Annotated in this window: 24 protein-coding genes and 1 tRNA gene; 15 read left to right on the top strand and 10 right to left on the bottom strand. The window is 68.1% G+C overall.

From position 1 onward, the window contains the following. Positions 1 to 95: 95 nt before the first annotated feature. From Q8M82_RS04180 to Q8M82_RS04170, 3 genes are read left to right on the top strand one after another with little or no spacing between them, the layout of a single operon-like run. Positions 96 to 788 carry a glutathione S-transferase family protein gene (locus tag Q8M82_RS04180; RefSeq protein WP_305690120.1) on the top strand — a complete coding sequence of 231 codons (693 nt, stop codon included), beginning with the start codon at positions 96 to 98 and terminating at the stop codon, positions 786 to 788. Beyond that, positions 686 to 1,924 carry a tRNA epoxyqueuosine(34) reductase QueG gene (queG, locus tag Q8M82_RS04175; protein ID WP_305690119.1) on the top strand — a complete coding sequence of 413 codons (1,239 nt, stop codon included), beginning with the start codon at positions 686 to 688 and terminating at the stop codon, positions 1,922 to 1,924. Before Q8M82_RS04180 ends, queG begins: the two co-directional genes overlap by 103 nt. Further along, a complete protein-coding gene (locus Q8M82_RS04170) occupies positions 1,921 to 2,784 on the top strand; it encodes an SDR family oxidoreductase (RefSeq protein ID WP_305690118.1) in 864 nt (287 codons plus the stop codon). The genes queG and Q8M82_RS04170 overlap by 4 nt, the downstream gene beginning before the upstream one ends. 15 nt (positions 2,785 to 2,799) lie before the next feature. On the opposite strand, the gene olsB is transcribed toward Q8M82_RS04170, so the two are convergent. The 8 genes from olsB to Q8M82_RS04130 form a co-directional block, all read right to left on the bottom strand. Continuing rightward, on the bottom strand, positions 2,800 to 3,759 hold the full coding sequence (gene olsB / locus Q8M82_RS04165) for a l-ornithine N(alpha)-acyltransferase (protein ID WP_305690117.1): 960 nt from the start codon (positions 3,757 to 3,759) through the stop codon (positions 2,800 to 2,802). Between the two features lie 103 nt (positions 3,760 to 3,862). Next, on the bottom strand, positions 3,863 to 5,944 hold the full coding sequence (locus Q8M82_RS04160; RefSeq protein ID WP_305690116.1) for an ATP-binding protein: 2,082 nt from the start codon (positions 5,942 to 5,944) through the stop codon (positions 3,863 to 3,865). Positions 5,945 to 6,057: 113 nt separating this feature from the next. Beyond that, positions 6,058 to 7,596: a YifB family Mg chelatase-like AAA ATPase gene (locus tag Q8M82_RS04155; RefSeq protein ID WP_305690115.1), complete on the bottom strand. Its 1,539-nt coding sequence runs from the start codon at positions 7,594 to 7,596 to the stop codon at positions 6,058 to 6,060. Between the two features lie 69 nt (positions 7,597 to 7,665). After that, positions 7,666 to 9,828: a TRAP transporter permease gene (locus Q8M82_RS04150; protein WP_305690114.1), complete on the bottom strand. Its 2,163-nt coding sequence runs from the start codon at positions 9,826 to 9,828 to the stop codon at positions 7,666 to 7,668. 107 nt (positions 9,829 to 9,935) lie between these two features. Beyond that, entirely contained in the window at positions 9,936 to 10,916 is a 981-nt protein-coding gene (locus tag Q8M82_RS04145) for a TAXI family TRAP transporter solute-binding subunit (RefSeq protein ID WP_305690113.1), read from the bottom strand. A gap of 95 nt (positions 10,917 to 11,011) precedes the next feature. Next, entirely contained in the window at positions 11,012 to 11,587 is a 576-nt protein-coding gene (locus Q8M82_RS04140; RefSeq protein ID WP_305690112.1) for a TIGR00645 family protein, read from the bottom strand. Between the two features lie 81 nt (positions 11,588 to 11,668). Beyond that, positions 11,669 to 12,328 carry a peptide-methionine (S)-S-oxide reductase MsrA gene (msrA, locus tag Q8M82_RS04135; RefSeq protein WP_305690144.1) on the bottom strand — a complete coding sequence of 220 codons (660 nt, stop codon included), beginning with the start codon at positions 12,326 to 12,328 and terminating at the stop codon, positions 11,669 to 11,671. A gap of 79 nt (positions 12,329 to 12,407) precedes the next feature. Beyond that, positions 12,408 to 12,728, bottom strand: a complete 321-nt coding sequence (locus Q8M82_RS04130; protein ID WP_305690111.1) for a PetM family of cytochrome b6f complex subunit 7 — start codon at positions 12,726 to 12,728, stop codon at positions 12,408 to 12,410. A 180-nt stretch (positions 12,729 to 12,908) separates the two neighbouring features. On the opposite strand from Q8M82_RS04130, the gene Q8M82_RS04125 reads away from it, so the two are divergent. The 11 genes from Q8M82_RS04125 to Q8M82_RS04075 all read left to right on the top strand — a co-directional run bounded on the left by Q8M82_RS04125 (position 12,909) and on the right by Q8M82_RS04075 (position 23,144). Continuing rightward, a tRNA-Ser gene (locus Q8M82_RS04125) sits at positions 12,909 to 12,998 on the top strand. Between the two features lie 481 nt (positions 12,999 to 13,479). Then, complete coding sequence (locus Q8M82_RS04120; RefSeq protein WP_305690110.1) at positions 13,480 to 14,472, top strand: TRAP transporter substrate-binding protein; 993 nt, start codon at positions 13,480 to 13,482, stop codon at positions 14,470 to 14,472. 117 nt (positions 14,473 to 14,589) lie between these two features. Beyond that, positions 14,590 to 15,066, top strand: coding sequence for a TRAP transporter small permease (locus Q8M82_RS04115; protein WP_305690109.1), 477 nt, complete (start codon positions 14,590 to 14,592; stop codon positions 15,064 to 15,066). Further along, a complete protein-coding gene (locus Q8M82_RS04110) occupies positions 15,063 to 16,382 on the top strand; it encodes a TRAP transporter large permease (RefSeq protein ID WP_305690108.1) in 1,320 nt (439 codons plus the stop codon). The genes Q8M82_RS04115 and Q8M82_RS04110 overlap by 4 nt, the downstream gene beginning before the upstream one ends. A 149-nt stretch (positions 16,383 to 16,531) precedes the next feature. Then, positions 16,532 to 17,554 carry an amino acid ABC transporter substrate-binding protein gene (locus tag Q8M82_RS04105; protein ID WP_305690107.1) on the top strand — a complete coding sequence of 341 codons (1,023 nt, stop codon included), beginning with the start codon at positions 16,532 to 16,534 and terminating at the stop codon, positions 17,552 to 17,554. A gap of 89 nt (positions 17,555 to 17,643) precedes the next feature. Then, positions 17,644 to 18,816: an amino acid ABC transporter permease gene (locus tag Q8M82_RS04100; protein WP_305690106.1), complete on the top strand. Its 1,173-nt coding sequence runs from the start codon at positions 17,644 to 17,646 to the stop codon at positions 18,814 to 18,816. Between the two features lies 1 nt (position 18,817). After that, the gene (locus Q8M82_RS04095) at positions 18,818 to 19,942 is read left to right on the top strand and encodes an amino acid ABC transporter permease (RefSeq protein ID WP_305690105.1); all 1,125 of its coding nucleotides are present in this window, start codon (positions 18,818 to 18,820) and stop codon (positions 19,940 to 19,942) included. A gap of 111 nt (positions 19,943 to 20,053) precedes the next feature. Continuing rightward, positions 20,054 to 20,449: a thioredoxin family protein gene (locus Q8M82_RS04090; RefSeq protein WP_305690104.1), complete on the top strand. Its 396-nt coding sequence runs from the start codon at positions 20,054 to 20,056 to the stop codon at positions 20,447 to 20,449. A gap of 12 nt (positions 20,450 to 20,461) precedes the next feature. Beyond that, positions 20,462 to 21,178 (top strand): cytochrome c biogenesis CcdA family protein, encoded by a 717-nt coding sequence (locus Q8M82_RS04085; RefSeq protein ID WP_305690103.1) that lies wholly within the window; start codon positions 20,462 to 20,464, stop codon positions 21,176 to 21,178. A gap of 129 nt (positions 21,179 to 21,307) precedes the next feature. Then, positions 21,308 to 22,552: an NAD(P)/FAD-dependent oxidoreductase gene (locus Q8M82_RS04080; protein WP_305690102.1), complete on the top strand. Its 1,245-nt coding sequence runs from the start codon at positions 21,308 to 21,310 to the stop codon at positions 22,550 to 22,552. 112 nt (positions 22,553 to 22,664) lie between these two features. Further along, a complete protein-coding gene (locus Q8M82_RS04075) occupies positions 22,665 to 23,144 on the top strand; it encodes a hypothetical protein (RefSeq protein ID WP_305690101.1) in 480 nt (159 codons plus the stop codon). Between the two features lie 171 nt (positions 23,145 to 23,315). On the opposite strand, the gene Q8M82_RS04070 is transcribed toward Q8M82_RS04075, so the two are convergent. Further along, positions 23,316 to 24,242: an NAD(P)H-dependent flavin oxidoreductase gene (locus Q8M82_RS04070; protein ID WP_305690100.1), complete on the bottom strand. Its 927-nt coding sequence runs from the start codon at positions 24,240 to 24,242 to the stop codon at positions 23,316 to 23,318. A 246-nt stretch (positions 24,243 to 24,488) separates the two neighbouring features. On the opposite strand from Q8M82_RS04070, the gene ggt reads away from it, so the two are divergent. Beyond that, entirely contained in the window at positions 24,489 to 26,051 is a 1,563-nt protein-coding gene (gene ggt, locus Q8M82_RS04065; RefSeq protein ID WP_305690143.1) for a gamma-glutamyltransferase, read from the top strand. A 160-nt stretch (positions 26,052 to 26,211) separates the two neighbouring features. Here the strand turns inward: ggt and Q8M82_RS04060 are convergent. After that, on the bottom strand, positions 26,212 to 26,939 hold a 728-nt coding region (locus tag Q8M82_RS04060), incomplete at its 5' end, for an elongation factor 4 family protein (protein WP_465248067.1).

Here is a 26,939-nt window from a genome sequence, read left to right as displayed (position 1 = left end):
TGCGGGCGGCCTTATAGCGGCGCGCTGCGCCTGTTCCGACGTCAAATTTCTGTCGCGGCCCTGCTTCGGCCCCACCTGCCTGTTTCATGAGTGCCATGGCGACCCTTCATCACTATCCGCTGTGCCCGCATTCGCGCTTCATCCGTCTCGTGCTCGGGGAATTCGGCCTCGAGGCCGACCTGGTCGAGGAGCGCGTCTGGGAACGGCGGCGCGATTTCCTGGAGATGAACCCGGCCGGCACGACGCCGGTGTTCCGCGAGGAGAACGGGCTCACCGTGCCGGGCGCCGGTCCCATCGCCGAATATCTCGACGAGACGCGCGGGCTGGCGCTGGCGGAGCGGCGGCTGCTGCCGGAAGGGCCGGGCCCGCGTGTCGAGGTGCGCCGGCTGCTCGACTGGTTCTCGATCAAGTTCAACGAGGAGATCACCGCCCCGCTCGTGCTGGAGAAGGTGATGAAGCGCTTCATGGGCCGCGAGGAGGGCGGCGGCCCGCCCGAGATGAGCGCGATCCGCGCAGCGCGGGCCAATGTGCGCTATCATCTGCGCTACATCGCCTGGCTGACGGCCAAGCGGAATTGGCTGGCCGGCTCCGAGCTGAGCTATGCCGACCTCGCCGCGGCGGCGCATCTCTCCTGCGTCGACTATCTCGGCGACGTGCCCTGGGACGAGGATGAAGCGGCGCGAGCATGGTATGCGAGGATCAAGTCGAGGCCGAGCTTCCGGCCGCTGCTGAGCGACCGGGTGCCGGGGATGGCGCCGAGCGCCCATTACGACGACCTCGACTTCTGAAGCCGGAACGCCTCAAGCAGGCGGTTGTCGCCCGCGCCCTCGCGGAGGGATTTTCCGTCGCGCGGGTGGCCTCGGCCGAGTCGATCCCCGAAGCGCCCGGCCGGCTCGGGGCCTGGCTGGAGCAGGGCCATCAGGGCGAGATGGCCTGGATGGAAGAACGCACCGACGAGCGGGCCGCGCCGCGCCGGCTCTGGAGCGAGGCCCGGTCGGTCATGATGCTCGGCATGAGCTATGCACCTGAGGGCGATCCGCTGGCGGCGCTCGACTATCCCGACCGCGCCGCGATCTCGCTCTATGCGCGCCGCCGCGACTATCACGACGTGATCAAGGGCAAGCTCAAGAGCGTCGCCGGGCTGCTCGCCGCCCAAAGCGGGGCCGACGTCAAGGTCTTCGTCGACACCGCCCCGGTGATGGAAAAGCCGCTGGCGCAGGCGGCCGGGCTCGGCTGGCAGGGCAAGCACACCGTGCTGGTCTCGCGCGAGCACGGCTCTTGGCTGTTTCTCGGGGCGATCTACACCACGGCCGATCTGCCCGTGGACGCGCCCGAGACCGACCATTGCGGCTCCTGCCGGCGCTGTCTCGAGATCTGCCCGACCGATGCCTTTCCGGCCCCCTACCAGCTCGATTCGCGCCGCTGCATCGCCTATCTCACGATCGAGCACCCCGGCCATATCGACCCTGCCCTGCGGCCGGGCATCGGCAACCGCGTCTTCGGCTGCGACGACTGCCTGGCCGTCTGCCCCTGGAACAAGTTTGCCGAAGCGGCACGCGAAACGAGGCTTTCGCTGCGCGACGGGCTCGAGGCGCTGCCGCTGGCCGACCTCGCCGGTCTCGACGACGCCGCCTTCCGCACGCTCTTTGCGGGCACGCCGGTGAAGCGCACCGGTCGCGACCGCTTCATCCGCAATGTGCTGATCGCCATCGGCAACAGCGGCCGCCCCGAGCTCGCGGCGAGCGCCTTGGCGCTGCTGGCAGACCCCTCGCCGCTGGTGCGGGCGATGGCGGTCTGGGCGCTGATCCGGCTCGATCCGCCGCAGGCGCGCTCACTTGCGGGCCGGGCGCTCGCCATGGAAAAGGACGAGGAGGTGCGCCGCGAATGGCTGGCGCTTCCGCCTGCCATGGATGCCGCCTCATGAAGCTCCTGATCCTCGGCGTCGGTTATTCCGCCGGCTTCTTCGCCCGCGAGGCGCTGGCGCGCGGCTGGGAGGTCACCGGCACGGTGCGCACGGCGGAGAAGGCGACGCGGCTGAGCCGCGATGGCATCCGGACGCTTGTCTTCGACGGCTTCGCCGTCTCCACGCCGCTGGCGGCGGCGATCGCGGAAGCGGAGGCCGTGCTGGTCTCGGTTCAGCCAGGGGAAGCCGGTGACCCCGCGCTCGACCGGCTCGGCAACCTTCTCGAGGCGGCGCCATCGCTACGCTGGATCGGCTATCTCTCGACCATCGGCGTCTATGGCGACCATCAAGGAGCCTGGATCGACGAGGAGACCGCGCCGCGGCCGAGCTTCCGTTCGCAACTGCGCCTGCAGATCGAGCGCGACTGGCTGGCGCTGGGCGAGCGAACCGGCAAGGCCGTGCAGATCTTCCGGCTCTCGGGCATCTACGGGCCCGGCCGCAATCCGATCGTGAAGCTGCGCAACGGCACGGCGACGCGGCTGGTCAAGCCGGGGCAGGTGTTCAACCGCATCCATGTCGACGACATCGCCGGCGTGCTGATGGCCTCGATCGCCGCACCGCGCGCGGGTGCGATCTACAATGTCACCGATGACGAACCGGCCCCGCCACAGGATGTGGTGGTGCATGCCGCGGCGCTGGCCGGGCTGGTGCCGCCGCCGGAGACGCCGTTCGATCCGGCGAAGCTGTCTCCGATGGCGGCAAGCTTCTATGGCGAGAACAAGCGCGTCTCGAACGCGTTGGTGAAACGCGAACTGGGATACGCGTTCCGCTACCCGACCTATCGCGAAGCGCTGCCGGTGCTGCTGGCCGGCGGGGACTGAGCCCCGCCCGCGCGTTCAGGCGGCGTAGCGCTGCCCTTCATCGCCGTAATAGGCGACATAGCGCTGGTCGATCGCCGCGACGGGGAGGATCACCAGCACGTCGGTGGTGCCGAACTGGCGGTCGATGACCGCGCCAGTGCCGAAACGGGCACCAAGCCGCAGATAGCCCTTGATCAGAGGCGGCATCTGCTTCAGCGCGAGCTTGGCGTCGACGATCCCAGCCGGCAAAAGATCCATTGCGACATGCCTGTCACCATGAGCGACAGCACCCCACGCGCCCTCCGCGCGGGCGTGATGATGCAGGAAGCTCAGCGGCAGGGCCAGCGCCCGCGGATCCGTGCCGTCGAAGCTCGCGCAGCCGAACATCGCGTCGATGCGGTGGTGACGGACATAGGCCCAGATGCCGTGCCAGAGCAGTTCGACCGTCTTCTTGCTACGATAGGGCTCGAGCACACAGGATCGGCCGAGTTCGAGAAAGCGCTTGCCGGGGTGGCGGGCGATCAGGGGCGCGAGATCGAACTCGCTTTGGGTGTAGAAGCCGCCGAGACGCGTCGCCTCGCCCTGGCGCATCAGCCTGTAGGTGCCGACGATCTTCGGCTTAACGCCGCCGAAGCGGCCCCGCGCGGCATGGTCGATGACCAGCAGATGGTCGCAGCCCGTGTCGAAACGGTCGGCATCGCGGCGGAACATGCGGCACACGGCATCGGGCCGGGCCGACATTTCCTGGTAGAACACGCGGTAGCGCAGGCGCTGCGCCCGCCAGATTTCGGCCGGGCCGCGGGCCAGCCTGACCTCGAGAGAGCCGCTGCGGCCGAGGCTGCCCGCCAGCGGATCGGGCGTCGCGGACAGGCGGCCGAACCGACGAATCGTCTCGCCACCGATGAGCCGAAGGGGGGAGAGGCGGGAGAAGAGCAGCGCCCCGGCAGGCCCCCGACGAGCCGGCTCAACATGATGCGCGTGGAGCTCGGGTGCCATCGCTCGCCTTGTCTCCCATGTCGCAGATTTCCGCAACATGGCAGAGATGCACCATCGTTCTGACAATTTCGCGACAGTATTGCGTCCAGGCTGTGACCTTCGGTCAAGCCGAACGGTCGATCGGCCGCGGCGCCGCAATGCGCTCGAGCCAGCGCTGAAGGGCGGCGCGATCGAGGGGCTTAGCCAGACAATCATCCATGCCTGCTGCGAGCGCGGCCGCCCTGTCGCCCTCCGCGACATTGGCGCTGACCGCAATCAAGGGCAGTCGCGGCGATCGCGGGCGGCTCTGTTCGAGCTCGCGGACGGCGCGGGCCACGGCCAGGCCATCCAGCTCCGGCATGCGGATGTCGAGCAGGACGAGATCGAAGGCGGGGCCGGTCCCGGCGAAGCCTTCCGCGACCGCAGCCAGGGCCCGGCGCCCGTCACGGGCCCAGATCGCCGCACAGCCGAAGCGCTCCAGCGTGCGTGTCGCCAGCAGGGCGTTGATCTCGTTGTCCTCGGCCACCAGAACGGTCAATCGCGGACGCAGGATCGAGGATTGGAGTTCTCCTTGCGCCTCGACCGGCGCAGCACTCGCCGGGCGCGGCGACAGGCGCTGGTAGAGCGAGCGGGCACGCACGGGCTTGACCAGAAAGCCTGTGAAGCCGGCTTCGCGGGGCGAGCCGAACTGGCGCCGCTCCAGCGGCGAGAGCATGATCAGGCTCTCCCGAACTCCGGCCAGACGGGCCGCTTGAGCGAGGCCGACGGCACCATCCCGGCCGATGTCCTGATCGATGAGGACCGCGTCATAGGCCGTACCGGAACTCAGCAAGGCCTGCGCCTTTGCGGCATCGGCTGCCTGGGTCGCGCTTCCGCCGGCCGCCGAAATCGATTCGCGCAGGAAATCCGCACCGAAGGGAGCGGCCGAGACGACGAGGACCTGTTTGCCGGTCCACTCCGGCAGAGCCTGCGGCGCCGTGTCCGCGGCGACCGGCAATGGCAGCCGGACGCGGAAGACCGAGCCGCCGCCGGCACGGCTCTCGACCCAGACCGAGCCGTCCATCAGCCCGACGAGGCGGCGCACGATGGCGAGCCCGAGGCCGGTGCCTTCATGCCGGCGCGCCGAGGAATCGTCCGCCTGCTCGAACTCCTCGAAGATCGCCTCGCGACGGTCCTCCGGAATGCCAGGGCCGGTATCGGCAACCTCGATGTCGACGGCGTCACCCTCGCGTGCGACACGAATCCCCACCCCGCCCCGATCGGTGAACTTGATCGCGTTGCCGACGAGATTGAGCAGGATCTGGCGCAGGCGATCGCGGTCGCCGACAAAATGGCTCGGCATGTCCGGGGACAGATGCGCCGCCAATTCGATGCCCTTGGCCTGGGCGCGTGGTGCCATCAGTTCCGAGACCGTCTCCAGCAGCAGGCCGAGATCGAAGCGGTCCTGCGCGAGTTCAAGCTTGCCGGCCTCGACCTTGGCGAAGTCGAGAATATCGTCGACGAGCCCGAGCAGCGCCTCACCGGATGTGCGCAGGGCGCGGACATAGGTCGCCTGCTCGGGATCGAGCCCGGTGTCGCCGAGCAGGTCGGCCATGCCGAGGATGCCGTTGAGCGGCGTCCGGAACTCGTGACTGACGGTGGCGAGGAAGCGCGACTTGGCCTCGTTGGCGCTCTCGGCGCGGGCCCTGGCCTCGACCAGATTCTGCTCGGCGGCGATCCGGGCGGTGATGTCGCGGCCGACGCGCTGCAGCACACTCTGACCGAGCGCCACGGGCACAACCGTTTCGACCCATGAAATCCAGCGTTCGCCCTCGGGCGTCGCCACGCATTCGTCGAAGACGCGGGCCCCGCCCTCCAGCGCCAGGGCGGGCCGGCAGGCGATGCACTGAGGCTGCGCGAGGGAGCCGACGACCTGCGCCTCGTCGAGCCCGAGCAGGGCGGCATAGGCGGCATTGGCATAGACGATGCGGGCGCCATCGCGCCGAACGATCAGGTCGCCCTGCGCCTCGATCAGGCTGCGGTAGTGCTCCTCGCTGTCGGCGAGAACCCAGAGCCGGTCGTTCAACGCCTCGACGTCTCCCGCCAGTTCGGCGGCCTGACGGACGATCCGGTCGCGCTGACGCAGCAGCATCAGCGTGGCGCCGCCTGCGAACAGTGCGAGCGCGACCACCGTCAAAGTTGCCCATGTCGTGGCGAGATATTCCATGAGCCGACCCTAGCGTCGGCCCGTTGAAGAAGCGTTGGGAAGAACGACAAATCGGACGTGTCTCGGAGGGGAATTCGTTAACCTTCACAGGCGCCTGTGCGGCCGGGGCTGCTTCAGGCCGCCTGCGCGACCTGGTCGCCCCGCGCCCGATAGGACAGGGCTTCGGCGAGATGAATCCGGCCGACCTTCGCGTCCCCATCGAGGTCCGCCAGGGTGCGCGCGACCTTGAGCACGCGATGATAGGCCCGTGCGGTGAGCCGCATCGCATCGGCAGCCTCGCGCAGCAGGGCCAGCCCCGCATTGTCGGGCCTGGCGATCTCGTCCAGCACCGGCACCGGGCAGCCGGCATTGGTGCCGATCCCGCTCAGGCCGAGCGCCTCGAAGCGCGCGGTCTGGAGGCGCCGCGCCGCGGCCACGCGGGCCGCGACCTCCGCGGATCCCTCGCTCGCCGCCGGCAGGATGAGGTCGGCCGCCGTCACCGCCGGCACGTCGATGGCGATGTCGATGCGATCCAGCATCGGGCCGGAGATGCGGCTCTGGTATTGCGCCATGCAGCGCTCGTTCTGCTGGCGGCGGCAGGCGAAACCGGGCTCGGTCGCCTTGCCGCAGCGGCAGGGATTCATCGCCGCGACGAGCTGGAAGCGGGCCGGATAGACCACGCGGTGATTGGCTCGCGAGATCAGCACGTCGCCGGTTTCCATCGGCTGGCGCAGGGCATCGAGCGCCTGGGCCTGGAACTCCGGCAGTTCGTCGAGGAAGAGCACGCCGTGATGGGCGAGCGAGACCTCGCCGGGCTTGGCCTGCAACCCACCGCCGACGAGCGCCGCCATCGAGGCCGAATGGTGCGGCGCGCGGAACGGGCGGCGGTCGGTCAGGGCGCCGTCGGCGAGATGGCCCGCGACCGACAGGACCATCGAGACCTCCAGCAGTTCGCGCGGGCTCAGCGGCGGCAGGATCGAGGGCAACCGGCTCGCCAGCATCGATTTGCCGGCACCGGGGGGACCGTTCATCAGGAGGTTATGGCCGCCAGCGGCGGCGATCTCGAGCACGCGCTTGGCGCTCTCCTGGCCCTTGATGTCGGCGAGATCCGGCAAAGGGCCAGACGGGCGCGCGACGGCGGGCTCCGGCCGCGCCATCACCTGCGTGCCCTTGAAGTGGTTGGCGAGCTGGATCAGCGAGCGCGGCGCGAGGATGTCGATATCGGCCGCCGCCCAGGCGGCCTCCGGCCCGCAGGCGTGCGGGCAGATCAGGCCCTGTCCCCGGCCATAGGCGGCGATCGCGGCGGGCAGCACACCGGCCACCGCCGTGATCGAGCCATCGAGCGCGAGTTCGCCGAGCACGGTGTAGCCGGCGAGCGCGTCGGCGGGAATCGCGCCGATCGCCGCCATCACGGCGAGCGCGATCGGGAGGTCGTAATGGCTGCCCTCCTTGGGCAAATCGGCCGGGGCGAGGTTGACCGTGATGCGCTTGGCCGGGAGCGCCAGGCCCGAGGCGATCAGCGCGGCGCGCACGCGCTCCTTGCTCTCGCCGACCGCCTTGTCGGGCAAGCCGACGAGGATGAAATTGACGCCGCCGGGCGTGACCTGAACCTGAACATCGACGGCGCGCGCCTCGATGCCCTCGAACGCCACCGTCGCGACCCGCGTCACCATCAGCGCCACCCCATGCCCCGGGAGGAAGCTAGCGGAGCTCGGCGCCTCGCGCAAGAACAGATCGGGAACTTATGCCGCGAGCGCAGCCTTTCGCGCCACGATCTGCCGCAGCAGCACGGGGGCGGCGATGACGAGGCCTGCCATTACGCTTGTCGGCGTGGCCAGGATCATCGGCAGGGCGGCGAGCGCGATCAGGAGGCGCTCCCACATCGCCAGGGGCGCCAGGAACCAGCCGGCAAAAGCGGCCGAGAGCAGGGTGATGCTGGCGATGCAGGAGGCGGTCGAGCCGACGAGTTCGGTCCAGGTGAAGCCCGGCGCCATGATCAGCATCGAGGGGGAGAACACGAAGACGAAGGGCACCAGCACCTTGCCGAGCGCGAGCCGGAAGGCGGTGTTGCCGGTCTTGAAGGGATCGGCCCCTGCCATGCTCGCCCCGGCATAGGCGGCGATCGCGACCGGCGGCGTGATGTCGGCCAGCACGCCGTAGTAGAACACGAAGAAATGCGCCACGAGAGGATTGACCCCGAGCATGCCGAGCGCCGGCGCCGCCACCGTGACCATGATGATGTAATTGGCCGTTGTCGGCACGCCGCAGCCGAGCAGGATGCAGACGAGGCCCGTCAGCAGCAGCGTGAAGAACAGCGTCGCGCTCTTCAGGTCGAAGGGGAAGAACGGGATCAGCCCGGAGACGCCCCGCGCCCACTGGTCGGCCAGCGAGGTCACGATCCAGGAGATCTTGAAGCCGACGCCGGTCAGCGTGACGACGCCGACGATGATGCCGACGGTCGCCGCGGCCGCGCCCACGCCGATGGCGTATTTCGCGCCGAGGATGAAAGCGTCGATCATGTCGTCGACGCGCTTGCGGCCTTCCGTCGATTTCATCAGCACGCCATGGGCCATCACCAGGAAGGCCGCCGCCGTGAAGGCGAAGTTGACGCCGGGCACGCGCAGGAACTCGGTCGGCGCGGCGATGCCGATCGCCAGCGCGAAGACCAGGGCCGAGGCGGCGCGGTGATGCGCGAGGCCGACCAGCATGCAGCCGGTGATGCCCCAGAAAGCGGCGAGATAGGGCGTATAGCCGGTGAACAGCACCATGATCAGCGCAAACAGCGGCGCGATCGTCGGCCAGTCGCGGGCGAAGACTTCGGAGAGCTTCGGCGCATCGGCATCCGTCATGCCCGCCATGCCGGTCTTGCGCGCCTCGAAATGCACCTGCATCAGCACGCCGTAGAAATGCATGAAGGCGGGAATGATCGCGGCGATGACGATCGAGGCGTAGGGCAGGTTGAGGAACTCGACCATCAGGAAGGCGGCGGCGCCCATGATCGGCGGCGTGATCTGGCCTCCTGTCGCCGCGGTCGATTCCACGGCCGCCGCGAAATGGCGCTTGTAGCCGAGCCGGATCATCATCGGGATCGTCAGCGAGCCCACGGTCACGGTGTTGGCGACGGAGGAGCCCGAGATCATGCCGAACAGGGCCGAGCCGAAGATCGAGACCTTGGCCGGCCCGCCGGCGAAGCGCCCCGCCACCGCAGCGGCGACGCCGAGGAAAAGCCGGCCCAGCCCGATGCGGGTGGCGAGAACGCCGAACAGCACGAAGTGGAAGACGTAAGTCGCGACGACGCCGAGGGCTACGCCATAGACGCCCTGGCTGGTCAAATAGAGATGGTTGACGAGGTTCGACCAGGTTGAGCCCGGATGCAGGAAGATGCCGGGAAACCAGTTGCCGAAGATCGCATAGGTCATCGCGAAGAGTGCGATCAGCGGCAGGCCCCAGCCGATGGCGCGACGCGTCGCCTCGATCATCAGGATGATCGTGATCGACCCCATCACCACGTCGAGTGTCGAGGGATTGCCGATGCGGAAGACCATGTCCTCGAAGATCCAGGGGACATAGAGGCTGGAGACCGCCACCGCGACGGCGAAGACCCAGTCATAGAGCGGCACGCCGCCGGGGCTCCACAGCGACGAGGCGTGGACCGTGCGGCCCTGGCTCTTTCGGGCCGAGAAGACCAGGAAGATCAGGCCGAGCACGAAGGCGAGATGGATGCCGCGGTGCGTCGTCTCGCGCATCAGGCCGAAGCCGGCGGTGTAGTAATGGAAGGCCGAGAGCGCGAGCAGCAGCCCGCCGACGAGCAGCGCGGTGCCATGCGGCACCTTGCGGAACTGCATCTCGGGATCGAGTTCCTCCTCGAGCTTGGCGAGTTCGGCGGCGGAAGGCTGGCTGGTCATCAGGAGTGGTTCGCTTGTTGGGGCGAAATACACACGAGCCGTCATCCCGGGTGCCGTGAAGCGGAGACCCGGGATGACGCGCGCTTGGAATAAGCGCCTACGCAGACTTACTTGAGCAGGCCGGCTTCCTTGTAGAAGCGCTCGGCGCCGGGATGCAGCGGCACGCCGAGGAGACCGTTGAGCGCGGTCGCCTTCTGGATCGCCTTGCCCTTGGCATGGCCGGCATCCAGCGCCGCGCGGGTTTTGTCGCTCCAGAGCGCCTTGGTCACGGCATAGACGGTGTCGGCCGAGATCTTGGACGACGTCACCCAATGGGCGCCGACCGCGACCGTCTTGACCGCGCCGACATCCTTGTAGGTGCCGGCGGGAATTTCGTCGGCGGCGAAGAAGGGGAAGTCCTTGGCGAGCTTCTCGGCGGCCGCGCCGGTGATCGGCAGGATGTCGATGCCCGAGCCGGTGGAGGCGAGTTCAGAGATCGCCGCCGCCGGGAAGCCGCCGGTGAAGAAGAAGGCGTCGACCGAGCCGTCCTTCATCTTTTCCGCGGCCTGGTTGGGCTTGAGATATTCAGGCGTGATGTCCTTCTCGCCGACGCCGAAGGCGGCGAGGATCGCCTTGGCGTTCAGCAGCGTGCCGGAGCCCGGTTCGTCGAGCGAGACCTTCTTGCCCTTGAGGTCGGCGACGCTCTTGACGTTGGAAGCCTTGCGCACGACGAGGTGGACGCTTTCGGGATAGAGATTGGCGATCGAGCGCAGCTCCTCGACCTTGGGCTTGCCCTCGAACACGCCAGTGCCGGAATAGGCCCAGAAGGCCACGTCGGCCTGGGCGAAGCCGGATTCGGCGGCGCCGCCCACGATGGCGTTGACGTTGGCGACCGAGCCGTTGGACGCGACGGCGGTGGAGACGAGCTGCGGCGGCGCCGAGATCGCGTTCGCGATCAGGCCGCCGATCGGGTAGTAGGTGCCGGCCGTGCCGCCCGTGCCGATGCGGAAGAAGGCCGGAGCCTGGGCGAGCGCCAGCCCTGCGGCGAGTGCGGCGCCGCCCAGAGCGAGGCCGGCGACGACGAATTTCGAACGAAGATGCAGTGACATGTCGGTCTCCCCGGTGAGGGGAGGCACTGTCTTGGGCTTTGCCGCGCCGATCAACCGAAAAGTTAAGGTACGGTTACGCCGTCGACATGCTGGCCTCAGAGCGAGGGCGCGGCCGGCGCGGCAACGCCCTTCTTGCCGCCAGACGCCTCGCCGGAAACCCGGTCCGTCCAGGCCATGACCAGGCCCGAGGCGACGAAGACGACATGGACCACGACATACCACATCAGGTCGCGGTCGCTGGTGCCCTTCACATTCATGAAGGCCTTGAGCAACTGGATAGCGGAAATCGCGACGATCGAGGAGATCAGCTTCAGCTTGAGGCCGGAAAAGTCGATCTTCGACATCCATTCCGGCCAGTTGCGGCTAGTACCGGCGTCGATCTTGGCGACGAAGTTCTCGTAGCCCGAGAAGATTACGATCACGATGAGCGAGCCGGTGAAGGTGAGGTCGATCAGCGCCAGGACGGCCAGGATGACCTCGGCCTCGGTCGCGGTGAAGACATGGGTGATGAAATGCCACGCCTCCTGCAGCGCCTTCAGCAGCAGGCCCGCGAGGCCGACGACGAGGAGGAGATAGAACGGCGCCAGCAGCCAGCGGCTGAAGGAGAGCGCGGCGCCGACGCCGCGTGACGCGGCTCCGCCGGCCGGCGCGGCCACCGTCGTCTCGTCCATGCTCTCCCCCGCCATCGATTCTGCCTCTACCTGCCTTTGCGGCATCTGCCACGGCCGCCGCCGCTCCGGCAAGCGGGCCGCTCAGGCGGCCGCGACACCCACACCGATCGGGCAGGACACGCCGGTGCCGCCCAGGCCGCAATAGCCGGCCGGGTTCCTGGCGAGATATTGCTGGTGGCCGGCCTCGGCGAAGTAGAAGGACGGCGCGTCGAGGATCTCGGTGGTGATCGGCCCGTAGCCTCGCGCCGCGAGCGCCTGCTGGTAATCGGCGCGCGAGCGCTCGGCGGCGGCGCGCTGGCTCTCATCCGTCGCATAGATGCCCGAGCGGTATTGCGTGCCGACATCGTTGCCCTGGCGCATGCCCTGGGTCGGGTCGTGACTCTCCCAGAAGGTCTTGAGCAGCGCCTCATAGGGCAGCACGGCCGGATCGAAGACGACCAGCACCACCTCGTTGTGGCCGGTGCGGCCCGAGCAGACCTCCTCATAGGTCGGGTTGGGCGTGACACCTGCGGCATAGCCCACGGCGGTCACGAAGACGCCTTCGCCCATCTGCCAGAACTTGCGCTCGGCGCCCCAGAAGCAGCCCAGCCCGAAGATCGCCGTCTGCAGGCCTTCCGGATAGGGCCCGGCAAGCGGCCGGCCATTGACGAAATGGCGCTCGGCGGTCGGGATCGGCGCGTCGCGGCCGGGCAGGGCCTCGTGCGCCTCGGGCAGGGAGGTCTTCTTGCGCAGGAAGAACATGGCGGTCTCCATCACGGTTTCGGCGCGTGATATGGGGATCCTCCCGGCATTCCGACAGGCACGACGAACTGCGCGGTCTTCACCGTCGCGTGACGATGCCGATGGCAGGCTCGCGCGGCGTTCCGATTTTCAGGAGCAGGAAGCCCAACAGCAGGGCGAGGAGCGCGGCGGGAACCTGCAGGAGATGGACCAGAACCGGGTCCCACAGCCAGGGATGCAGGGCGCGCTCGACCAACGGCTTCAGGGCCTCGCCCCGCAGGCCCACCAGCGTCGCGAGCGCCTGATCGAGCCGCGTGTAAAGGAGCCCGGAATTGGCGATCGAGCGGGCCCCGTCGATCACCAGCGAGACGAAGCCAGCCGCCACGAGCAGATAACCGGCAAGCCGCAGCAGGAACCGCACGCGCCACTCTCCTTCATCGGACACCGGGTCCGGCCGGCGTCGCCCGGACCCATGGTCGATGTGCCCCTTCGCCTGCGGCTTTGCAACAACCGCCTCCGAGACGCTGCCTCGGCGCGATCTTTCGGAAGCCGCGAAAACGGTCTTGAAAGTCACCCGCCCCGCGGTCATAAGCAGCGCGCCGGACAGGTGGCCGAGTGGTTGAAGGCGCACGCCTGGAAAGTGTGTATACGGGAAACCGTATCGCGGGTTCGAATCCCGCCCTGTCCGCCAGCATCTCGCCCATCGTGGTTTCTTTTCGCTCGACGCCGCCGCGAGGGTGGCGTTTCGACGGTTGCGCAGATGCGCGTCAGCGCGCAGCCGCGGCGCCAAGCTCGCATCACGCATCTCGCTCTTCCCCTCAGGACGATCGTCATGGGGACGGACGCGGGAACTGCGCCCGACAAGGCCCTTTCGACTTCGCCCGACGGCTCGTCGGATATCCTGCTGGGCCCCGTCCAACTCATCGCACGCGGTGGAGGGGATCGGACGGCGACACTGGCGCTGCTCGAGCCAGCCTTCGATGCAGCTTGCGATGACATCCGCGGGATCGGCTTGCGCCGCCAATGGTCCGGGCGCAAAGCCGCTTACGCTTATATATCAGTGGCTTCTCCGACATTTCGGTCGCACGTTCAAGAAGATGGTCAAACCGAACCTTGTCTGACAAACTGTCGACAGCTCCCATCAGAGGGGCGTGCAGGGAGAGGATCATTTCATGGAACGCAGAGTCTTGCTCAAGGGCATCGGCGCGGTGGCCGCCACCATCGCCGCCCCCGCGGTCGTCAGGGCCCAGGCCGTGCCGACCCTGGTCGGCGCCGTGCAGTTCAACGACGCGCATCCGTTCACGCAGGGACTGCTCAAATTCGAGGAGCGGGTGAAGGCGCTCTACAACAAGCCGGTCAATTTCACCCTGCACAAGGATTCCTCGCTCGGGCTCGAAAAGCAGTATTTCGAGTACATGGCGCAGGGGAAGAACGTCGACTACGCGATCGTCTCGCCCGCCCATATGTCGACCTTCGCCAAGGCCGCGCCCTTCATCGACGCGCCCTTCGTGTTCCGCGACTTCGCCCATATGGAAGCGGTGGTGAACAAAGGCCTGCTCAACCCGATCGCCGACGAGATCGAGAAGAAGGCCGGCGTGCGGCTGATCGGCTATGGCGGCGGCGGCGTGCGCAACCTCTTCGCCAACAAGCCCCTGAAGAACGTCGCCGAGATCAAGGGCCTGAAAGTGCGCGTCCAGGGCGCGCCGATCTGGTCGCGCAGCTTCGCGGCCATCGGCATGTCGCCGACCGTGATCGCCTATAACGAGGTCTACAACGCCATCCAGAACAACGTCATCTCGGCGGCCGAGAACGAGGCGGCCGGCATCGAGCAGATGAAGTTCTTCGAGGTGGCGCCCAACATCCTGATGACGCAGCACGCCGTCTCGGTGCGGCCGATCTGCTTCTCGATGAAGACCATGGCGACCCTGCCCAAGGAGTTGCAGGACGCCGTGATCCAGGCCGGCAAGGAAGCGGCCGATTACGAGCGCAAGGTCGAGTCGGGGGGCGATTCCGAGATCCTCGCCCGGCTCGAGGCCGCGGGCCGGCTGAAGCGGATTCCGTTCGAGGACCGGCCGACCATGCAGAAGCTCGCCGAGCCGATCATGCAGGCCTATGCGAAGGAAATCGACGCCAGCGGGATCCAGACCGCCATCGCCGGCGCCTGAGCCCTCCAGCCCCGATCCCGCCGGCCCTGGGCGCGTCCGCGTCCAGGGCCTCGCCTTCGCATGCGGAACCCCTTCATGGATGCCTCTCTGTCTGACAGGCCCAGCCTGTGGCGGCGCATGACCGCTGCCTATGCGCGATTGCTTTCGGCCGTCGTCGTCGTTTCGGTCGGCATCCTGGTGGTGCCGGTGATGCTGCAGATCGTCTCGCGCTACACCAACCTGATCCCGTCCTACATCTGGACCGAGGAGCTGGCGCGCTTCCTGTTCATCTGGACGGTGATGATCGGGGCGATGCTGGGCGTCCGTCACTCGGCCCATTTCGACGTCGATCTGCTGCCCCCGCTCGGAGCCAAGGGGGACGCCTTCATGCGCATCGTCGCCAAGCTCGGCGTGCTCACGATCGCCATCGTCTTCGTCACGGGCGGCATCGAATTCACCAAATTCGCGTGGAACCGGACCTCCGAGCTGGCCGAACTGCCGCTCTGGCTCATCCATATCGCCTGGCCGATCGCCGGGCTGAGCTGGATCGCCTTCCTCGGCGAGCAGTTCACCGACGATCTTCGCGTCCTCTTCGGAAAGAGCAACAGCCCATGACCGGCAGCGTTCTCTCGTCGGGCGAGGCTGCCTTTATCCTGTTCGGCTGCTTCTTCCTCGGCCTTTTCCTGCGCATCCCCGTCGCCTTCGCACTCGGTCTGGCCTGCCTGCCGATCCTGCTCATCGAGCCCCGGCTCGATACGATGACGCTGATGAGCGAGACGTTCAACGCGTTCAACTCCTTCATCCTGCTCGCCGTGCCCTTCTTCCTGCTGACGGCGAACCTGATGAATGTCGGCGGGGTGACCGACCGGCTGATGAACCTGTCACGGGCGCTGGTCGGGCATTTTCCGGGCGGGCTGGCCCAGATCAACGTGGTGCTGTCGTTCTTCTTCGCCGGCATCTCCGGCTCCTCGACGGCCGATGCCGCCAGCCAGTCGAAGATCTTCATCGCCGCGCAGCGCAAGGAGGGCTACGACGACAGCTTCTCGGTCGCGATCACCGCGGTCTCGGCAGTGCTGGCCGTCATCATCCCGCCCTCGATCCTGATGATCGTCTGGGGCGGGATCCTGACCACCTCGATCGGCGCGCTGTTCCTCGCCGGCGTCATCCCCGGCCTGCTGATCGGCGTGGCGCAGATGGCGACGGTCCATGCCTATGCCGTCCGGCGCGGCTACCCGACCTATCCCCGCTCCTCGGTCAGGCAGGTCTTCTCGGCCTTCGAGCGGGCCGCGCTGGCGCTGCTGACGCCCGGCATCATCATCGGCGGCAAGGTCTTCGGCTGGTTCACCGCGACCGAATCTGCGGCGATCGCCGTGGTCTATGCCGGCTTCCTGTCGCTTTTCGTCTATCGCGAGATGAACCTGAAGGGGCTCTATGCGGCCCTGCTCGATACCGGCAGGCTCGCCGGCGTGACGCTGTTCTGCGTCGGAACCGCGTCGGCCTTCGGCTGGCTGATGGCCTATTACAAGATGCCGCAGGCGATCCTCAGCGGCGTCTCGGCCTGGGGCATGAGCTTCTACGAGACCGGCTTCTTCATCTCCGGCGTCTTCCTCCTGGTCGGCTGCTTCCTGGATGCTATTCCCGCGATCATCATCGTCGGACCGATCCTGGCGCCGCTCGCCAAGACGGTGATGATGGACCCGGTGCATTTCGCCATGATCGGGATCGTCAGCCTCGCCTTCGGGCTGGTGACGCCACCCTACGGGCTGTGCCTGATGATCTCGTGCTCGGTCGCCGGGATCAGCATGCGCTCGGCGATCCGCGACACGCTCATCATGCTGATCCCGATGTTCCTGGTGCTCGCGCTGATCATCATGTGGCCGAGTGTCTCGCTGTTCCTGCCGAGCCTGATCTCGCCGGAGTTCCTGAACTGACCGGCCATCTCCGTGCGTGGCTGGAGCAGATCGTCGTCCCGGAGCCGGATTCGGCGATTCAACCGCTTGAAGCTGGTTCCAACTGGAACTACGCTGCCTGCAACGCACCGGACGAAAGGGTGCGATGGAGGAGACGTTTGATGACTCGCATGATCAGCAAAATCGCGACGCTCGGCTTTCTGGCGGCCGTTGCCGCCCTGGCGGCCAGCCCCGCTTCCGCGCAGGCCACGCTCGACACCGTGAAGAAGCGCGGCAAGGTGCTGTGCGGCGTCTCACCGAGCTCGGCGGGCTATTCCTTCGCCGACGACAAGGGCGTGCGGAAGGGCTTCGATTCCGATGTCTGCCGGGCGATCTCGTCTGCGGTGTTCGGCGCGCCCGACAAGGTCGAGTTCGTACCGCTGAACACGAATATCCGCTTCCAGGCGCTGCAATCGGGCGAGATCGACGTGCTTTCGCGCCAGACCACGCTGACCTTCTCGCGCGACAATTCGCTCGGCCTCGATTTCGGGCCGGTGGTCTTCTATGACGGCCAGGGCCTGATGGTGAACGCCAAGCTCGGCGTGAAGAGCGCCAGCGAGCTCTCCCAGGCGGCGATCTGCCTGCTGCCCGGCACGACGACGCTCCAGAACCTGGAGGACTTCTTCAAGCCGCGCGGCATCAAATACGAATCCGTCGTCTTCGAGGACAATAACGAGTGGCGCAACGCCTTCTTCTCGGGCCGCTGCGACGTCATCACCTCCGACCGTTCCGACCTCGCCTCGGTCCGCGCCGTCGCCAACGATCCCAAGCAGTTCGTGATCCTGCCCGAGACGATCTCGAAGGAGCCGCTGGCCCCCGTGGTGCGCCAGAACGACAGCAACTGGAAGGATATCGTCTCCTGGTCCGTCAACGCGCTGATCGCGGCGGAGGAGTACGGCATCACCCAGGCCAATGTCGACGAGAAGCTCCAGAGCAAGGAGCCCGAGATCCAGCGCATGCTCGGCGTCAGCGGCGATCTCGGCAAGATGCTGAATCTCGACAACAAATGGGCCTACAACATCATCAAGCAGAACGGCAATTATGGGGAGTTCTTCGAGCGCAACCTCGGCGAATCGACGCGTCTCGGCCTGACGCGTGGCCCCAACCAGCTCTGGACCAAGGGCGGGCTGCTCTACTCGCCGCCCTTCCGTTGAGCGACGCCGGCCCCTGACAGGGGTCGAGACCCGGACCCTGCGGACGGCGCGAAGGCGCCGCCCGCCTCGCCCGTCGCCCGGAATCCGCCATGGCCGCCCCCTCCTCCAATCCGCTGCGCCTGCTCAACGACCTGCGCGTGCGGGCCGTGCTCTATCAGGTCGTGGCGGTGGCGCTCGTCGTCGGCATCGGGCTCTATCTCTTCGGCAACGTCTCGCGGAAGCTGGCGGAGCAGAACATCGCCACCGGCTTCGCCTATCTCGACCGGCCGGCCGGCTTCGTCATCAGCCAGTCCTTCATCGCCTATGACTCCAGCAACAGCTATGCCCGGGCGCTGCTGGTCGGCATTCTCAACACAGTCTTCGTCTCGATCTTCGCCGTGCTGCTCTCGACCGTGCTTGGGCTCGTCGTCGGCATTGCGCGGCTCTCGCGCAACCCGATGCTGTCGCTGCTCGCCAAGCTCTACGTCGAGGCGCTGCGCAACGTGCCGCTGCTGCTCTACCTGTTCCTCTGGTACGCGCTGATCGTGGCGGTGTTTCCGCCGGTGCGCGAGGCCTGGCAGCCGATTCCGGAGGTCTTCGTCAGCAATGGCGGGCTGATCGTGCCCTCGCTGCGCTGGTCGCCCGCTCATAGCGGCGTGCTGCTGGCAGCGCTCGCGGGTGTGGTCCTCGCCTTCGTCGTCGCCGGTCGGCTGCGCCGACATCGCGTCGCAACCGGAATCGAGCGGCGGGCCTGGCCCATCGTCCTGGCCGCATCGCTGCTCCCGCCGCTGCTGGCGGCCCTTCTGCTGCAGCCGGACCTCGTGGTGAACTGGCCGGAAAAGGGCCGCTTCCGCATCACCGGCGGGTTGCAGGTGACGCCGGAATTCACCGCGCTGCTGGTCGGGCTCGGGCTCTCGGCTTCGGCCGGCATCGCCGAGATCGTGCGCGCCGGCATCCTCTCCGTCGGGCGCGGGCAGTGGGAGGCGTCGCGCTCCGTCGGGCTGCGCGACGGGCAGACGATGCGGCTCGTGGTGCTGCCGCAGGCGCTGCGCGTGATCGTGCCGCCGCTGACCAGCTCCTATCTGTCGACCTTCAAGAACTCGTCGCTTGCCATAGCGATCGGCTATCCCGACCTCGTCATGGTCTCGAACACGACGATGAACCAGACCGGCCAGGCGATCGAGGGCATCGCCATCTTCATGCTGGTCTATCTCGGCATGTCGATCACGATCTCCCTGTTCATGAACTGGTACAATGCGCGCGTCGCGCTGGTGGAGCGCTGAGATGGCCACCGCCGCGGAGATGGACGCCCTAAACCTCGCACGGGCACCGCTGCAGCCGCCGCGCCGGCGCGGCCTCTCCGCCCCGCTGAAGCGCTATTTCGGCACGCCGCTCAACGCGCTGATCACGCTGGCCTGCCTCTGGCTGATGGTCCGCCTCGCCACCGCCGCCTGGGGCTGGCTGGTGACCCGGGCCGTGATGGAGGGCGGGCCGGAGGCCTGCAAGGGCGGCACGGGCGCGTGCTGGCCCTTCCTGGCCGCGAAGCTGCGCTTCATGATCTTCGGCTTCTACCCTTACGACGAGCATTGGCGGCCGGCGCTGGCGCTCGCCCTGTTCCTCGGTGCGATCATCGTCTCGATGATGCCGCGCTTCTGGGGGCGCGGGCTGGTCTGGCTCTGGATCGCGGTGCCGCCCATCTGCGGCGTGCTGATGTATGGCGGCGTCTTCGGGCTGCCGGTGGTGACCACGACGAACTGGGGCGGGCTGCCGCTCTCCTTCATGCTCTCCTTCGTCGGGCTGGCGCTGGGCTTCCCGCTCGGCGTGGTGCTGGCGCTGGCTCGCAGTTCCAAGCTTCCCGCGATCCAGGTCATCGCGATCATCTTCATCGAGGTCGTCCGCGGCGTGCCGCTGGTCTCGATCCTGTTCATGGCCTCGGTGATGCTGCCGCTGTTCATGCCCGACGGGCTGACGGTCGACAAATTGCTGCGGGCGCAGGTCGCGATCATCATCTTCGCCGGCGCCTATATCGCCGAAACCGTCCGCGGCGGGCTGCAGGCCGTGCCGAAGGGCCAGCACGAGGCGGCGGCGGCGCTGGGGCTCGGCTACTGGCTCGCCATGCGCAAGATCATCCTGCCGCAGGCGCTGAAGATCGTGATCCCGCCGCTGGTCAACATCTTCATCGGCTTCTTCCAGGACACGACGCTCGTCACCATCATCGGCCTGCTCGACTTCCTCGACACGGTTCGCGCCTCGCTGCGCGACCCGAACTGGCAGGGCATCGCGGTGATCGAGGGCTATGTCTTCGCAGCTCTCGTCTATGCCGTGTTCAGCTATGCAATGGGCGCCTATAGCCGCTTCCTCGAACGCCGGCTGAAGACCGACCATGAGCGCAGCGCACCCGGCGGGTGAACCCGACGCGACGGACCGCAATCAACTCGGCGTGAGGACGTAACGGAACCGCTGCGCCGCGCGAATGACGTGATGCCGGTGTCCCGGCCCCGTCATCCAGCAGAGGTTCCCATGATCGACCGTCGCCACGCTCTCGCCGCCCTCACCGCCGCGGCCCTCACGGTCTCGGCCCTCCCGGCCCTCGCCCTCGACAAGACCGCCTTCTCCCAGGCCGCCTTCGACGCCGCGATGAAGGCCGGCAAGCCGGTTCTGATCGACGTCTCCGCGCCCTGGTGCCCGACCTGCAAGGCCCAGGCGCCGATCCTGTCCGAACTGGCCAAGCAGCCGCGCTTCAAGAACCTCGTCGTCTTCAATCTCGATTTCGACAGCCAGAAAGACGCGCTGCGCAGCTTGAAGGCCCTGCAGCAGAGCACGCTGATCGTCTTCAAGGGCGGCACGGAAATGGGCCGCTCGGTCGGAGACACCAACAAGGCGTCGATCGAGGCGCTGCTCGCCCGCGCGATCTGAGGCGCTCCCGCCATGGCCAGTTCGGGCTTCGCGCTGATCGCCGGCATCCTGTCGATCCTGTCGCCCTGCGTCCTGCCGCTGCTGCCGATCGTGCTCGGCACGGCGGTTTCGGAGCATCGTTACGGGCCGGTCGCGCTGGCCGCAGGGCTCGCCCTGTCCTTCACCGCGATCGGGCTGTTCGTGGCGACGATCGGATTTGCCATCGGTCTCGATACCGGCGTGTTCCGGATGGCGGCGGCGATCATGCTCGTCCTGCTCGGCCTCGTGCTGATGCTGCCCGTGCTGCATGCGCGGGTGGCGGCGGCTGGCGGCCCGCTCAGCAACTGGACCGAGCAGCGCTTCGGCGGCTTCTCGCCGAACGGCCTGCGCGGCCAGTTCGGCGTCGGGCTCCTGCTCGGCGCGGTCTGGAGCCCCTGCGTCGGACCGACGCTGGGCGCGGCCTCGGTCCTCGCCGCGCAGGGCGAAAATCTCGGCGCGGTCGCGCTGACGATGCTTGCCTTCGGTGTCGGCGCCGGCCTGCCGCTGATCGCGCTCGGGATGCTGTCGCGGGCACGGCTGATAAGCCTGCGCAACCGCATGATGTCGGCCGGTCAGGGCTTCAAGACGGCCCTCGGCGGCTTTCTCGTCGCCGTCGGCATCCTGATCCTGACCGGGTGGGACAAGACGCTGGAAGCCGCCCTCGTCGCCGCCTCGCCTGAATGGCTGACGCGGCTGACGACCTCGTTCTGAGGCCGCACAGGTGCATCTCCGGCAGCCGCCGCCTTCCATTTTCGCATAGGCGGCAGCCACTCTCTCGCCTAGATACGGGCGCGGCGCATCGCGGACATTCCTCCGGGCGCCTGCTCATGGAAATCCCGGATGCCGACCGCCCCCTCCCCGCCGACCACCGACACCTTCGACCTGCTCGTGATCGGCGCCTCCTATGCGGGGCTCGCCATCGCCGCTGCCGCGCGCGAGGCGGGCTTTGCCGGCCGCATCGCGCTGGCGGGAGATGAGGCAGAGCTGCCCTATCAGCGGCCGCCCTTGTCGAAGGGCTTCCTGCTCGGCAGGGCGGGAGCCCATCTGCCGTTGAAGGCGGCCTCGTTCTTTGCCGAGGCCGACATCGCCTTCCTGCCGCGCCGCCATGCGGTGACACTCGACCGCGAGGCCCGCCAGGTCCACTTCGCGGACGGCTCGGTGCTTGGCTACGGCCAGCTCGCGCTCGCGACCGGCGCGCGGGCGGCGGCATTGCGTTGTGAGGGCGCGGCGCTCGACGGCGTTCTCGCCCTGCGTTCGCTCGACGATGCGCAGGCGCTCAGCGCGCGGCTCGCAGCGGCGCGGGCGATCGTGATCATCGGCGGCGGCTTCATCGGGCTCGAGGTCGCGTCGGCGGCCATTGCGCTCGGCAAACAGGTCACGGTGGTGGAGGCCGGGCCGCGGCTGATCGGCCATGCCGTCGCGCCGGAGATCTCCGCCTATATCCAGGGCGTGCATGAACGGCAGGGCGTCGCGATCCGCCTCGACACCCGCATCGAGCGGATCGAGGGCGAGGGCGGCAAGGTCGCGGCGGTCCTCTGCGCCGACGGGTCGCGCCTGGCCTGCGACCTCGTCTTGGCGGCGGTCGGGGCCGTGCCCAATGTCGAGTTCGCAGCAGCCGCGGGCCTCGCGATGGAGGACGGGATCGCGGTCGACGCAAGCGGGCGGACCTCCGACCCGCTGATCTTCGCGGCGGGCGACTGCACCAGCCACCCGAACGTCCATGCGCGGCGGCGCCTGCGGCTGAGTTCGGTGCAGAATGCCAACGACCAGGGCCGCATCGTGGGCGCGACAATCGCCGGTCGGCCAGAGCCCCATGCCGCCGTGCCCTGGTTCTGGTCGGACCAGTACGACGTCAAGCTGCAGATGGTCGGCCTCGGCGTTCCGGGTGGACCCGCCGTGCTGCGCGGCTCGCCGTCCGAGGGGCGCTTCTCGCTGTTTCGCTATGACGGGCCGCGGCTCGTCGCGATCGAGAGCATCAACCGCCCGGCGGATCACATGATGGGGCGGCGCCTGATCGCGGCGGGCCTCTCGCCCACGCCGGAACAGGCGGGCGACCCCGCCTTCGACCTGCGCTCCCTGGCCTAATCTCGCGAGCCGGGCAGGCGCCCGCCTCGCCTTGAAAATGCCGCTTGCAAGGCAGGCGGAATGGGAGTGCCATGCCGCAGGGGCACGATGCGCCCCTGCGATGGAGACGACCATGCTGAGGAATGCGATCCTTGCCGGTGCGGCGCTGGCTGCGCTGACGGCCCTGCCGGTCACCCCGGCGGCGGCGCTGACGATGAAGGAATGCTCCGCCAAGTATCAGGAGGCCAAGAAGGCCAACACCCTCAAGGGCCAGAAGTGGAACGATTTCCGCAAGGCCCAATGCGCCGACGACGATGCCGACGAGGCCGAGGCCGCCGCGGCCGTGAGCGAGCCCGCCAAGCCGGCCGTGACCCCCGCCAGCGCCCCGGCGACCCCGGCCGCCAAGCCCGCCAGCACGGCCAAGGCCAAGCCCGCTGTGTTCCCGAAAGCGGTGGCGACCAAATACAACGACCTCACCGCCGGCAAGGCGCGGCTCAAGACCTGCGCCGATCAGTACAATGCCAACAAGGCCGCCAACGCGAATGGCGAGCTGAAATGGATCGAGAAGGGCGGCGGCTACTGGAGCCAGTGCAACGCTAAGCTGAAGGGCTGATCGGGGCTACAGCGGGAGATCGCTGAGCCGGGCTCCGAACCACCACCGTCATCCCGGGCTTGCCCCGGGATCCATCGGAGGGCTCCGGCGCTCTATGATGGATCCCGGAACTCCGCTTCGCTACGTCCGGGATGACGGCGCGGATGGCCCAATGGTCTGCGCGTCGTGCACTCAGCCCGCGAGCGAGGCCCGCGCCTGGCGGTATTCGGCCAGCAGGCGCGCGCCCAGTTCGGCGGTCGTCGGCGCGTCCTCGATCGCACCGACGCCCTGGCCGGCCGACCAGATCGTCTTCCAGACCTTGGCCTCGTTGCCGAGATCGAGTTTGCCGTGGCCGGTGAGGTTGTCGGGATCGAGCCCCGCGGCCTGGATGCTCTCGCGCATGAAGTTGGCGTTCACGCCGCTGATCGCCGGGGTGTAGAGGATGTCGGCGGCCTGGCTGCGCAGCAGCATCGCCTTGTATTCGGGATCCGCCATGCTCTCGGTCGTCGCGATGAAGCGCGTGCCGAGATAGGCGAGATCGGCGCCCATCAACTGCGCCGCGGCGATCTGGGCGCCGTTCGAGATCGCGCCCGCCAGCACGATCGTTCCCGCAAAGAAGCGGCGGATCTCGGAGACCAGCGCGAAGGGGCTCATCGTGCCGGCATGGCCGCCGGCGCCGGCTGCGACCGCGATGATGCCGTCGACGCCGGCCTCGGCCGCCTTGCGGGCATGGCGCAGGCTGATGACGTCGTGGAAGACCAGCCCGCCATAGCCATGCACCGCCTTGACCAGATCGGGCACCGCACCGAGCGAGGTGATGACCAGCGGCACCCTGTGTTTCGCGGTGATCGCGAGATCCGCCTCCAGCCGCGGATTGGAGCGGTGGACGATGAGGTTGACGCCGAAGGGCGCGGCCTCGGGCACATCCGCGAGGCGGCCCTCGATCTCGCTCAGCCAGGCCTCATAGCCCTCGCTCGTGCGCTGGTTCAATGCCGGGAAGGTGCCGAGAATGCCGGCCTTGCAGGTCTCGACCACGAGATCGGGGCCGGAGACGAGGAACATCGGCGAGGCGATGGCGGGCAGGCGCAGGCGCCCGGCGAGCGTGGTCGGTAGCGGCACGGTGGCGGTCTCCCCAGCTTCGGATTCCTGCAGCCCGGAATCTCTTCGCGATCTCCCGGTGGTATCAGCGTGCCGGCCCGTGTGGAACCCATTGCAGGGCCGCAGCGCGCCGGCGGCGCTTGCCAAATCCGGCCGGCTGGGCGAGTGCGGTCGGGAGAGCCGGCGCAACCCGGCCGAGCCTCGGGAGACGACGACGTGAGCCAGCCGAACCAGCGCGATTACGAACTTCCCGGCCGTTCGGTGGTGATGGGCCGGCGCGGCATGGCCGCTACCTCGCACCCGACGGCGACGCTGACCGCGATCAACATCCTGCAGGCCGGCGGCAATGCGATCGACGCGGCGGTGGCGGCTTGCGCCGTGCAATGCGTGGTCGAGCCGGGCTCGACCGGCATCGGCGGCGACTGCTTCGTGCTGATGGCCAAAGGCGGCAGCGACACCGTCCTCGCCTATGACGGCTCGGGCCGGACGCCGGCGGCTGCGACGCTCGACTGGTATCTGGAGCAGGGCTTCAACGAGATTCCGCGCCAGTCCCCCCATGCGGTGACGGTCCCGGGCTCCGTCGAGGCCTGGGCGACGCTGGTCAAGGACCATGGCCGGCTGCCGCTGGCGACCCTCCTGAAGCCGGCGATCGACCTGGCGCGGGACGGCTATGTGGTGGCGCCGCGTGCCGCCGCCGACTGGGCCGGGCAGGCCGCGCTGATGGCCAAGGACGAGCCGACCGCGCGCGTCTTCCTGCCCGAGGGCCGGGCGCCGCTGGCCGGCGAGATCCACCACCAGCGCGAACTCGCCGCGACGCTGCAGGCGATCGCCGAGACGGGGCCGAGCGCCTTCTACGAGGGCGCGATCGCTCAGGACATGGTCGACCGGCTGCGCGAACTCGGCGGCCTGCATACGCTGGAGGATTTCCGCGAGGCCAAGGGCGGCTATGTCACGCCGATCAAGACCCGCTTCCGCGGTCATGACGTGTTCGAGTGCCCGCCCGCCGGCCAGGGTGTGATCGCGCTGATGATCCTCAACATCCTCTCGGGCTTCGAGCCGGGCGAGGACCCGCTCTCCGCCGACCGGCTGCATATCGAGATCGAGGCGGCCAGGCTCGCCTATTCGGTGCGCGACGCCGTGCTGGCCGATCCGAGCCAGAGCGACGTGCCGCTGGACTGGCTGCTCTCGGAGGAGCTGGCGGCGCAATTGCGCAGCCAGATCGACCTGAAGCAGGCGATCAAGGAGCTGCCGAGCTTCGCGCCCACCGAGGTCGAGCATGCCGACACGGTCTATATCAGCGTCGTCGACGGCGACGGCATGGCGGTGAGCTTCATCAACTCGGTGTTCCACCCCTTCGGCGCCGCGCTGGTCGCGCCCAAGAGCGGCGTGCTGCTGCAGAACCGCGGCCAGGGCTTCGTGCTGAAGCCCGGCCACCCCAACGCGATCGCCCCGCGCAAGCGCCCGCTGCACACGATCATCCCGGGCATGATGCTGCGCGACGGCAAGGTCTGCCTGTCCTTCGGCGTGATGGGCGGCCATTACCAGGCGATGGGCCACGCCCATCTGATCAGCAAGCTGCTGGATTACGGGCTCGACCTGCAGAGCGCGATCTCGCTGCCGCGCGTCTTCCCGCGCCCGGGCCAGACCGCGATCGAGGCGGAAAAGACCGTGCCGGCGGCCGTGCGCGCCGAGCTGGAGCGCCGCGGCTTCGTCTTCACCGCGCCGGGCGCCGCGATCGGCGGCGGCCAGGCGATCGCGATCGATCCCGTCACGGGCGTGCTGTCGGCGGGCTCCGACCACCGCAAGGATGGCTGCGCACTGGGGTGGTGAGGGTCGCTGCGGCGAACTCCGCCGCTGTCATCCCGGGCGACCGAAGGGAGACCCGGGATCCATTCCTGAAGCGTTCCGGAATGGATCCCGGATCGGCGCGGCTTTCGCCGCTTGTCCGGGATGACCCACGTTTGGAGCGAAGCCGGGTGAACGTTGCCGCTCAGCTGTCCATCTTCAGCGCGGCGATGAAGGCTTCCTGCGGGATTTCGACCTTGCCGAACTGCCGCATCTTCTTCTTGCCTTCCTTCTGCTTCTCCAGAAGCTTGCGCTTGCGGGTGGCGTCGCCGCCATAGCATTTGGCGGTGACGTCCTTGCGCAGGGCGCGGATGGTCTCGCGCGCGATGATCTTGCCGCCGATCGCCGCCTGGACGGGGATCTGGAACATGTGCGGCGGGATCAGGTCCTTCAGCTTCTCGCACATGGCGCGGCCGCGAGCGTCGGCGCGGGTGCGGTGGACCAGCATCGACAGCGCATCGACCGGCTCGGCATTGACCAGGATCGACATGCGCACGAGGTCGCCTTCGCGATAGTCGGTGATGGCATAGTCGAAGGAGGCATAGCCCTTCGAGATCGACTTCAGCCGGTCGTAGAAGTCGAACACGACCTCGTTCAGCGGCAGGTCGTAGACCACCTTGGCGCGCGAGCCGACATAGGACAGGTCGGTCTGGACGCCGCGGCGGTCCTGGCAGAGCTTCAGAACCGAGCCGAGATATTCGTCGGGGGTGAAGATCGTCGCCTTGATCCAGGGTTCCTCGATGGTCTCGATCTTCATCACGTCGGGCATGTCGGCCGGGTTGTGCAGTTCCAGCACCGTGCCGTCGCGCAGCTTGAGATGGTAGACGACCGAAGGCGCGGTCGAGATCAGGTTGAGGTTGAACTCGCGCTCCA

The organism is Allobosea sp., assembly GCF_030694325.1.
Lineage (GTDB): Bacteria > Pseudomonadota > Alphaproteobacteria > Rhizobiales > Beijerinckiaceae > Allobosea.
The sequence above is the reverse complement of the archived record's forward strand: the minus strand, read 5'-3'. Positions and strand labels throughout refer to the sequence as shown.

Bases quoted from the DNA above. Each gene is read 5' to 3' on its own strand.
- Q8M82_RS04180 (WP_305690120.1), top strand. From the start codon at position 96: ATGGCGACCCTTCATCACTATCCGCTGTGCCCGCATTCGCGCTTCATC.
- Q8M82_RS04155 (WP_305690115.1), bottom strand. From the start codon at position 7,596: ATGGTGACGCGGGTCGCGACGGTGGCGTTCGAGGGCATCGAGGCGCGC.
- Q8M82_RS04150 (WP_305690114.1), bottom strand. From the start codon at position 9,828: ATGACCAGCCAGCCTTCCGCCGCCGAACTCGCCAAGCTCGAGGAGGAA.
- olsB (WP_305690117.1), bottom strand. From the start codon at position 3,759: ATGGCACCCGAGCTCCACGCGCATCATGTTGAGCCGGCTCGTCGGGGG.
- Q8M82_RS04100 (WP_305690106.1), top strand. From the start codon at position 17,644: ATGGCCGCCCCCTCCTCCAATCCGCTGCGCCTGCTCAACGACCTGCGC.
- ggt (WP_305690143.1), top strand. From the start codon at position 24,489: ATGGGCCGGCGCGGCATGGCCGCTACCTCGCACCCGACGGCGACGCTG.
- Q8M82_RS04115 (WP_305690109.1), top strand. From the start codon at position 14,590: ATGACCGCTGCCTATGCGCGATTGCTTTCGGCCGTCGTCGTCGTTTCG.
- Q8M82_RS04145 (WP_305690113.1), bottom strand. From the start codon at position 10,916: ATGTCACTGCATCTTCGTTCGAAATTCGTCGTCGCCGGCCTCGCTCTG.
- msrA (WP_305690144.1), bottom strand. From the start codon at position 12,328: ATGTTCTTCCTGCGCAAGAAGACCTCCCTGCCCGAGGCGCACGAGGCC.
- Q8M82_RS04095 (WP_305690105.1), top strand. From the start codon at position 18,818: ATGGCCACCGCCGCGGAGATGGACGCCCTAAACCTCGCACGGGCACCG.
- Q8M82_RS04160 (WP_305690116.1), bottom strand. From the start codon at position 5,944: ATGGAATATCTCGCCACGACATGGGCAACTTTGACGGTGGTCGCGCTC.
- Q8M82_RS04140 (WP_305690112.1), bottom strand. From the start codon at position 11,587: ATGGACGAGACGACGGTGGCCGCGCCGGCCGGCGGAGCCGCGTCACGC.
- Q8M82_RS04105 (WP_305690107.1), top strand. From the start codon at position 16,532: ATGATCAGCAAAATCGCGACGCTCGGCTTTCTGGCGGCCGTTGCCGCC.
- Q8M82_RS04075 (WP_305690101.1), top strand. From the start codon at position 22,665: ATGCTGAGGAATGCGATCCTTGCCGGTGCGGCGCTGGCTGCGCTGACG.
- Q8M82_RS04090 (WP_305690104.1), top strand. From the start codon at position 20,054: ATGATCGACCGTCGCCACGCTCTCGCCGCCCTCACCGCCGCGGCCCTC.
- Q8M82_RS04085 (WP_305690103.1), top strand. From the start codon at position 20,462: ATGGCCAGTTCGGGCTTCGCGCTGATCGCCGGCATCCTGTCGATCCTG.
- Q8M82_RS04120 (WP_305690110.1), top strand. From the start codon at position 13,480: ATGGAACGCAGAGTCTTGCTCAAGGGCATCGGCGCGGTGGCCGCCACC.
- queG (WP_305690119.1), top strand. From the start codon at position 686: ATGGTATGCGAGGATCAAGTCGAGGCCGAGCTTCCGGCCGCTGCTGAG.
- Q8M82_RS04080 (WP_305690102.1), top strand. From the start codon at position 21,308: ATGCCGACCGCCCCCTCCCCGCCGACCACCGACACCTTCGACCTGCTC.
- Q8M82_RS04170 (WP_305690118.1), top strand. From the start codon at position 1,921: ATGAAGCTCCTGATCCTCGGCGTCGGTTATTCCGCCGGCTTCTTCGCC.
- Q8M82_RS04110 (WP_305690108.1), top strand. From the start codon at position 15,063: ATGACCGGCAGCGTTCTCTCGTCGGGCGAGGCTGCCTTTATCCTGTTC.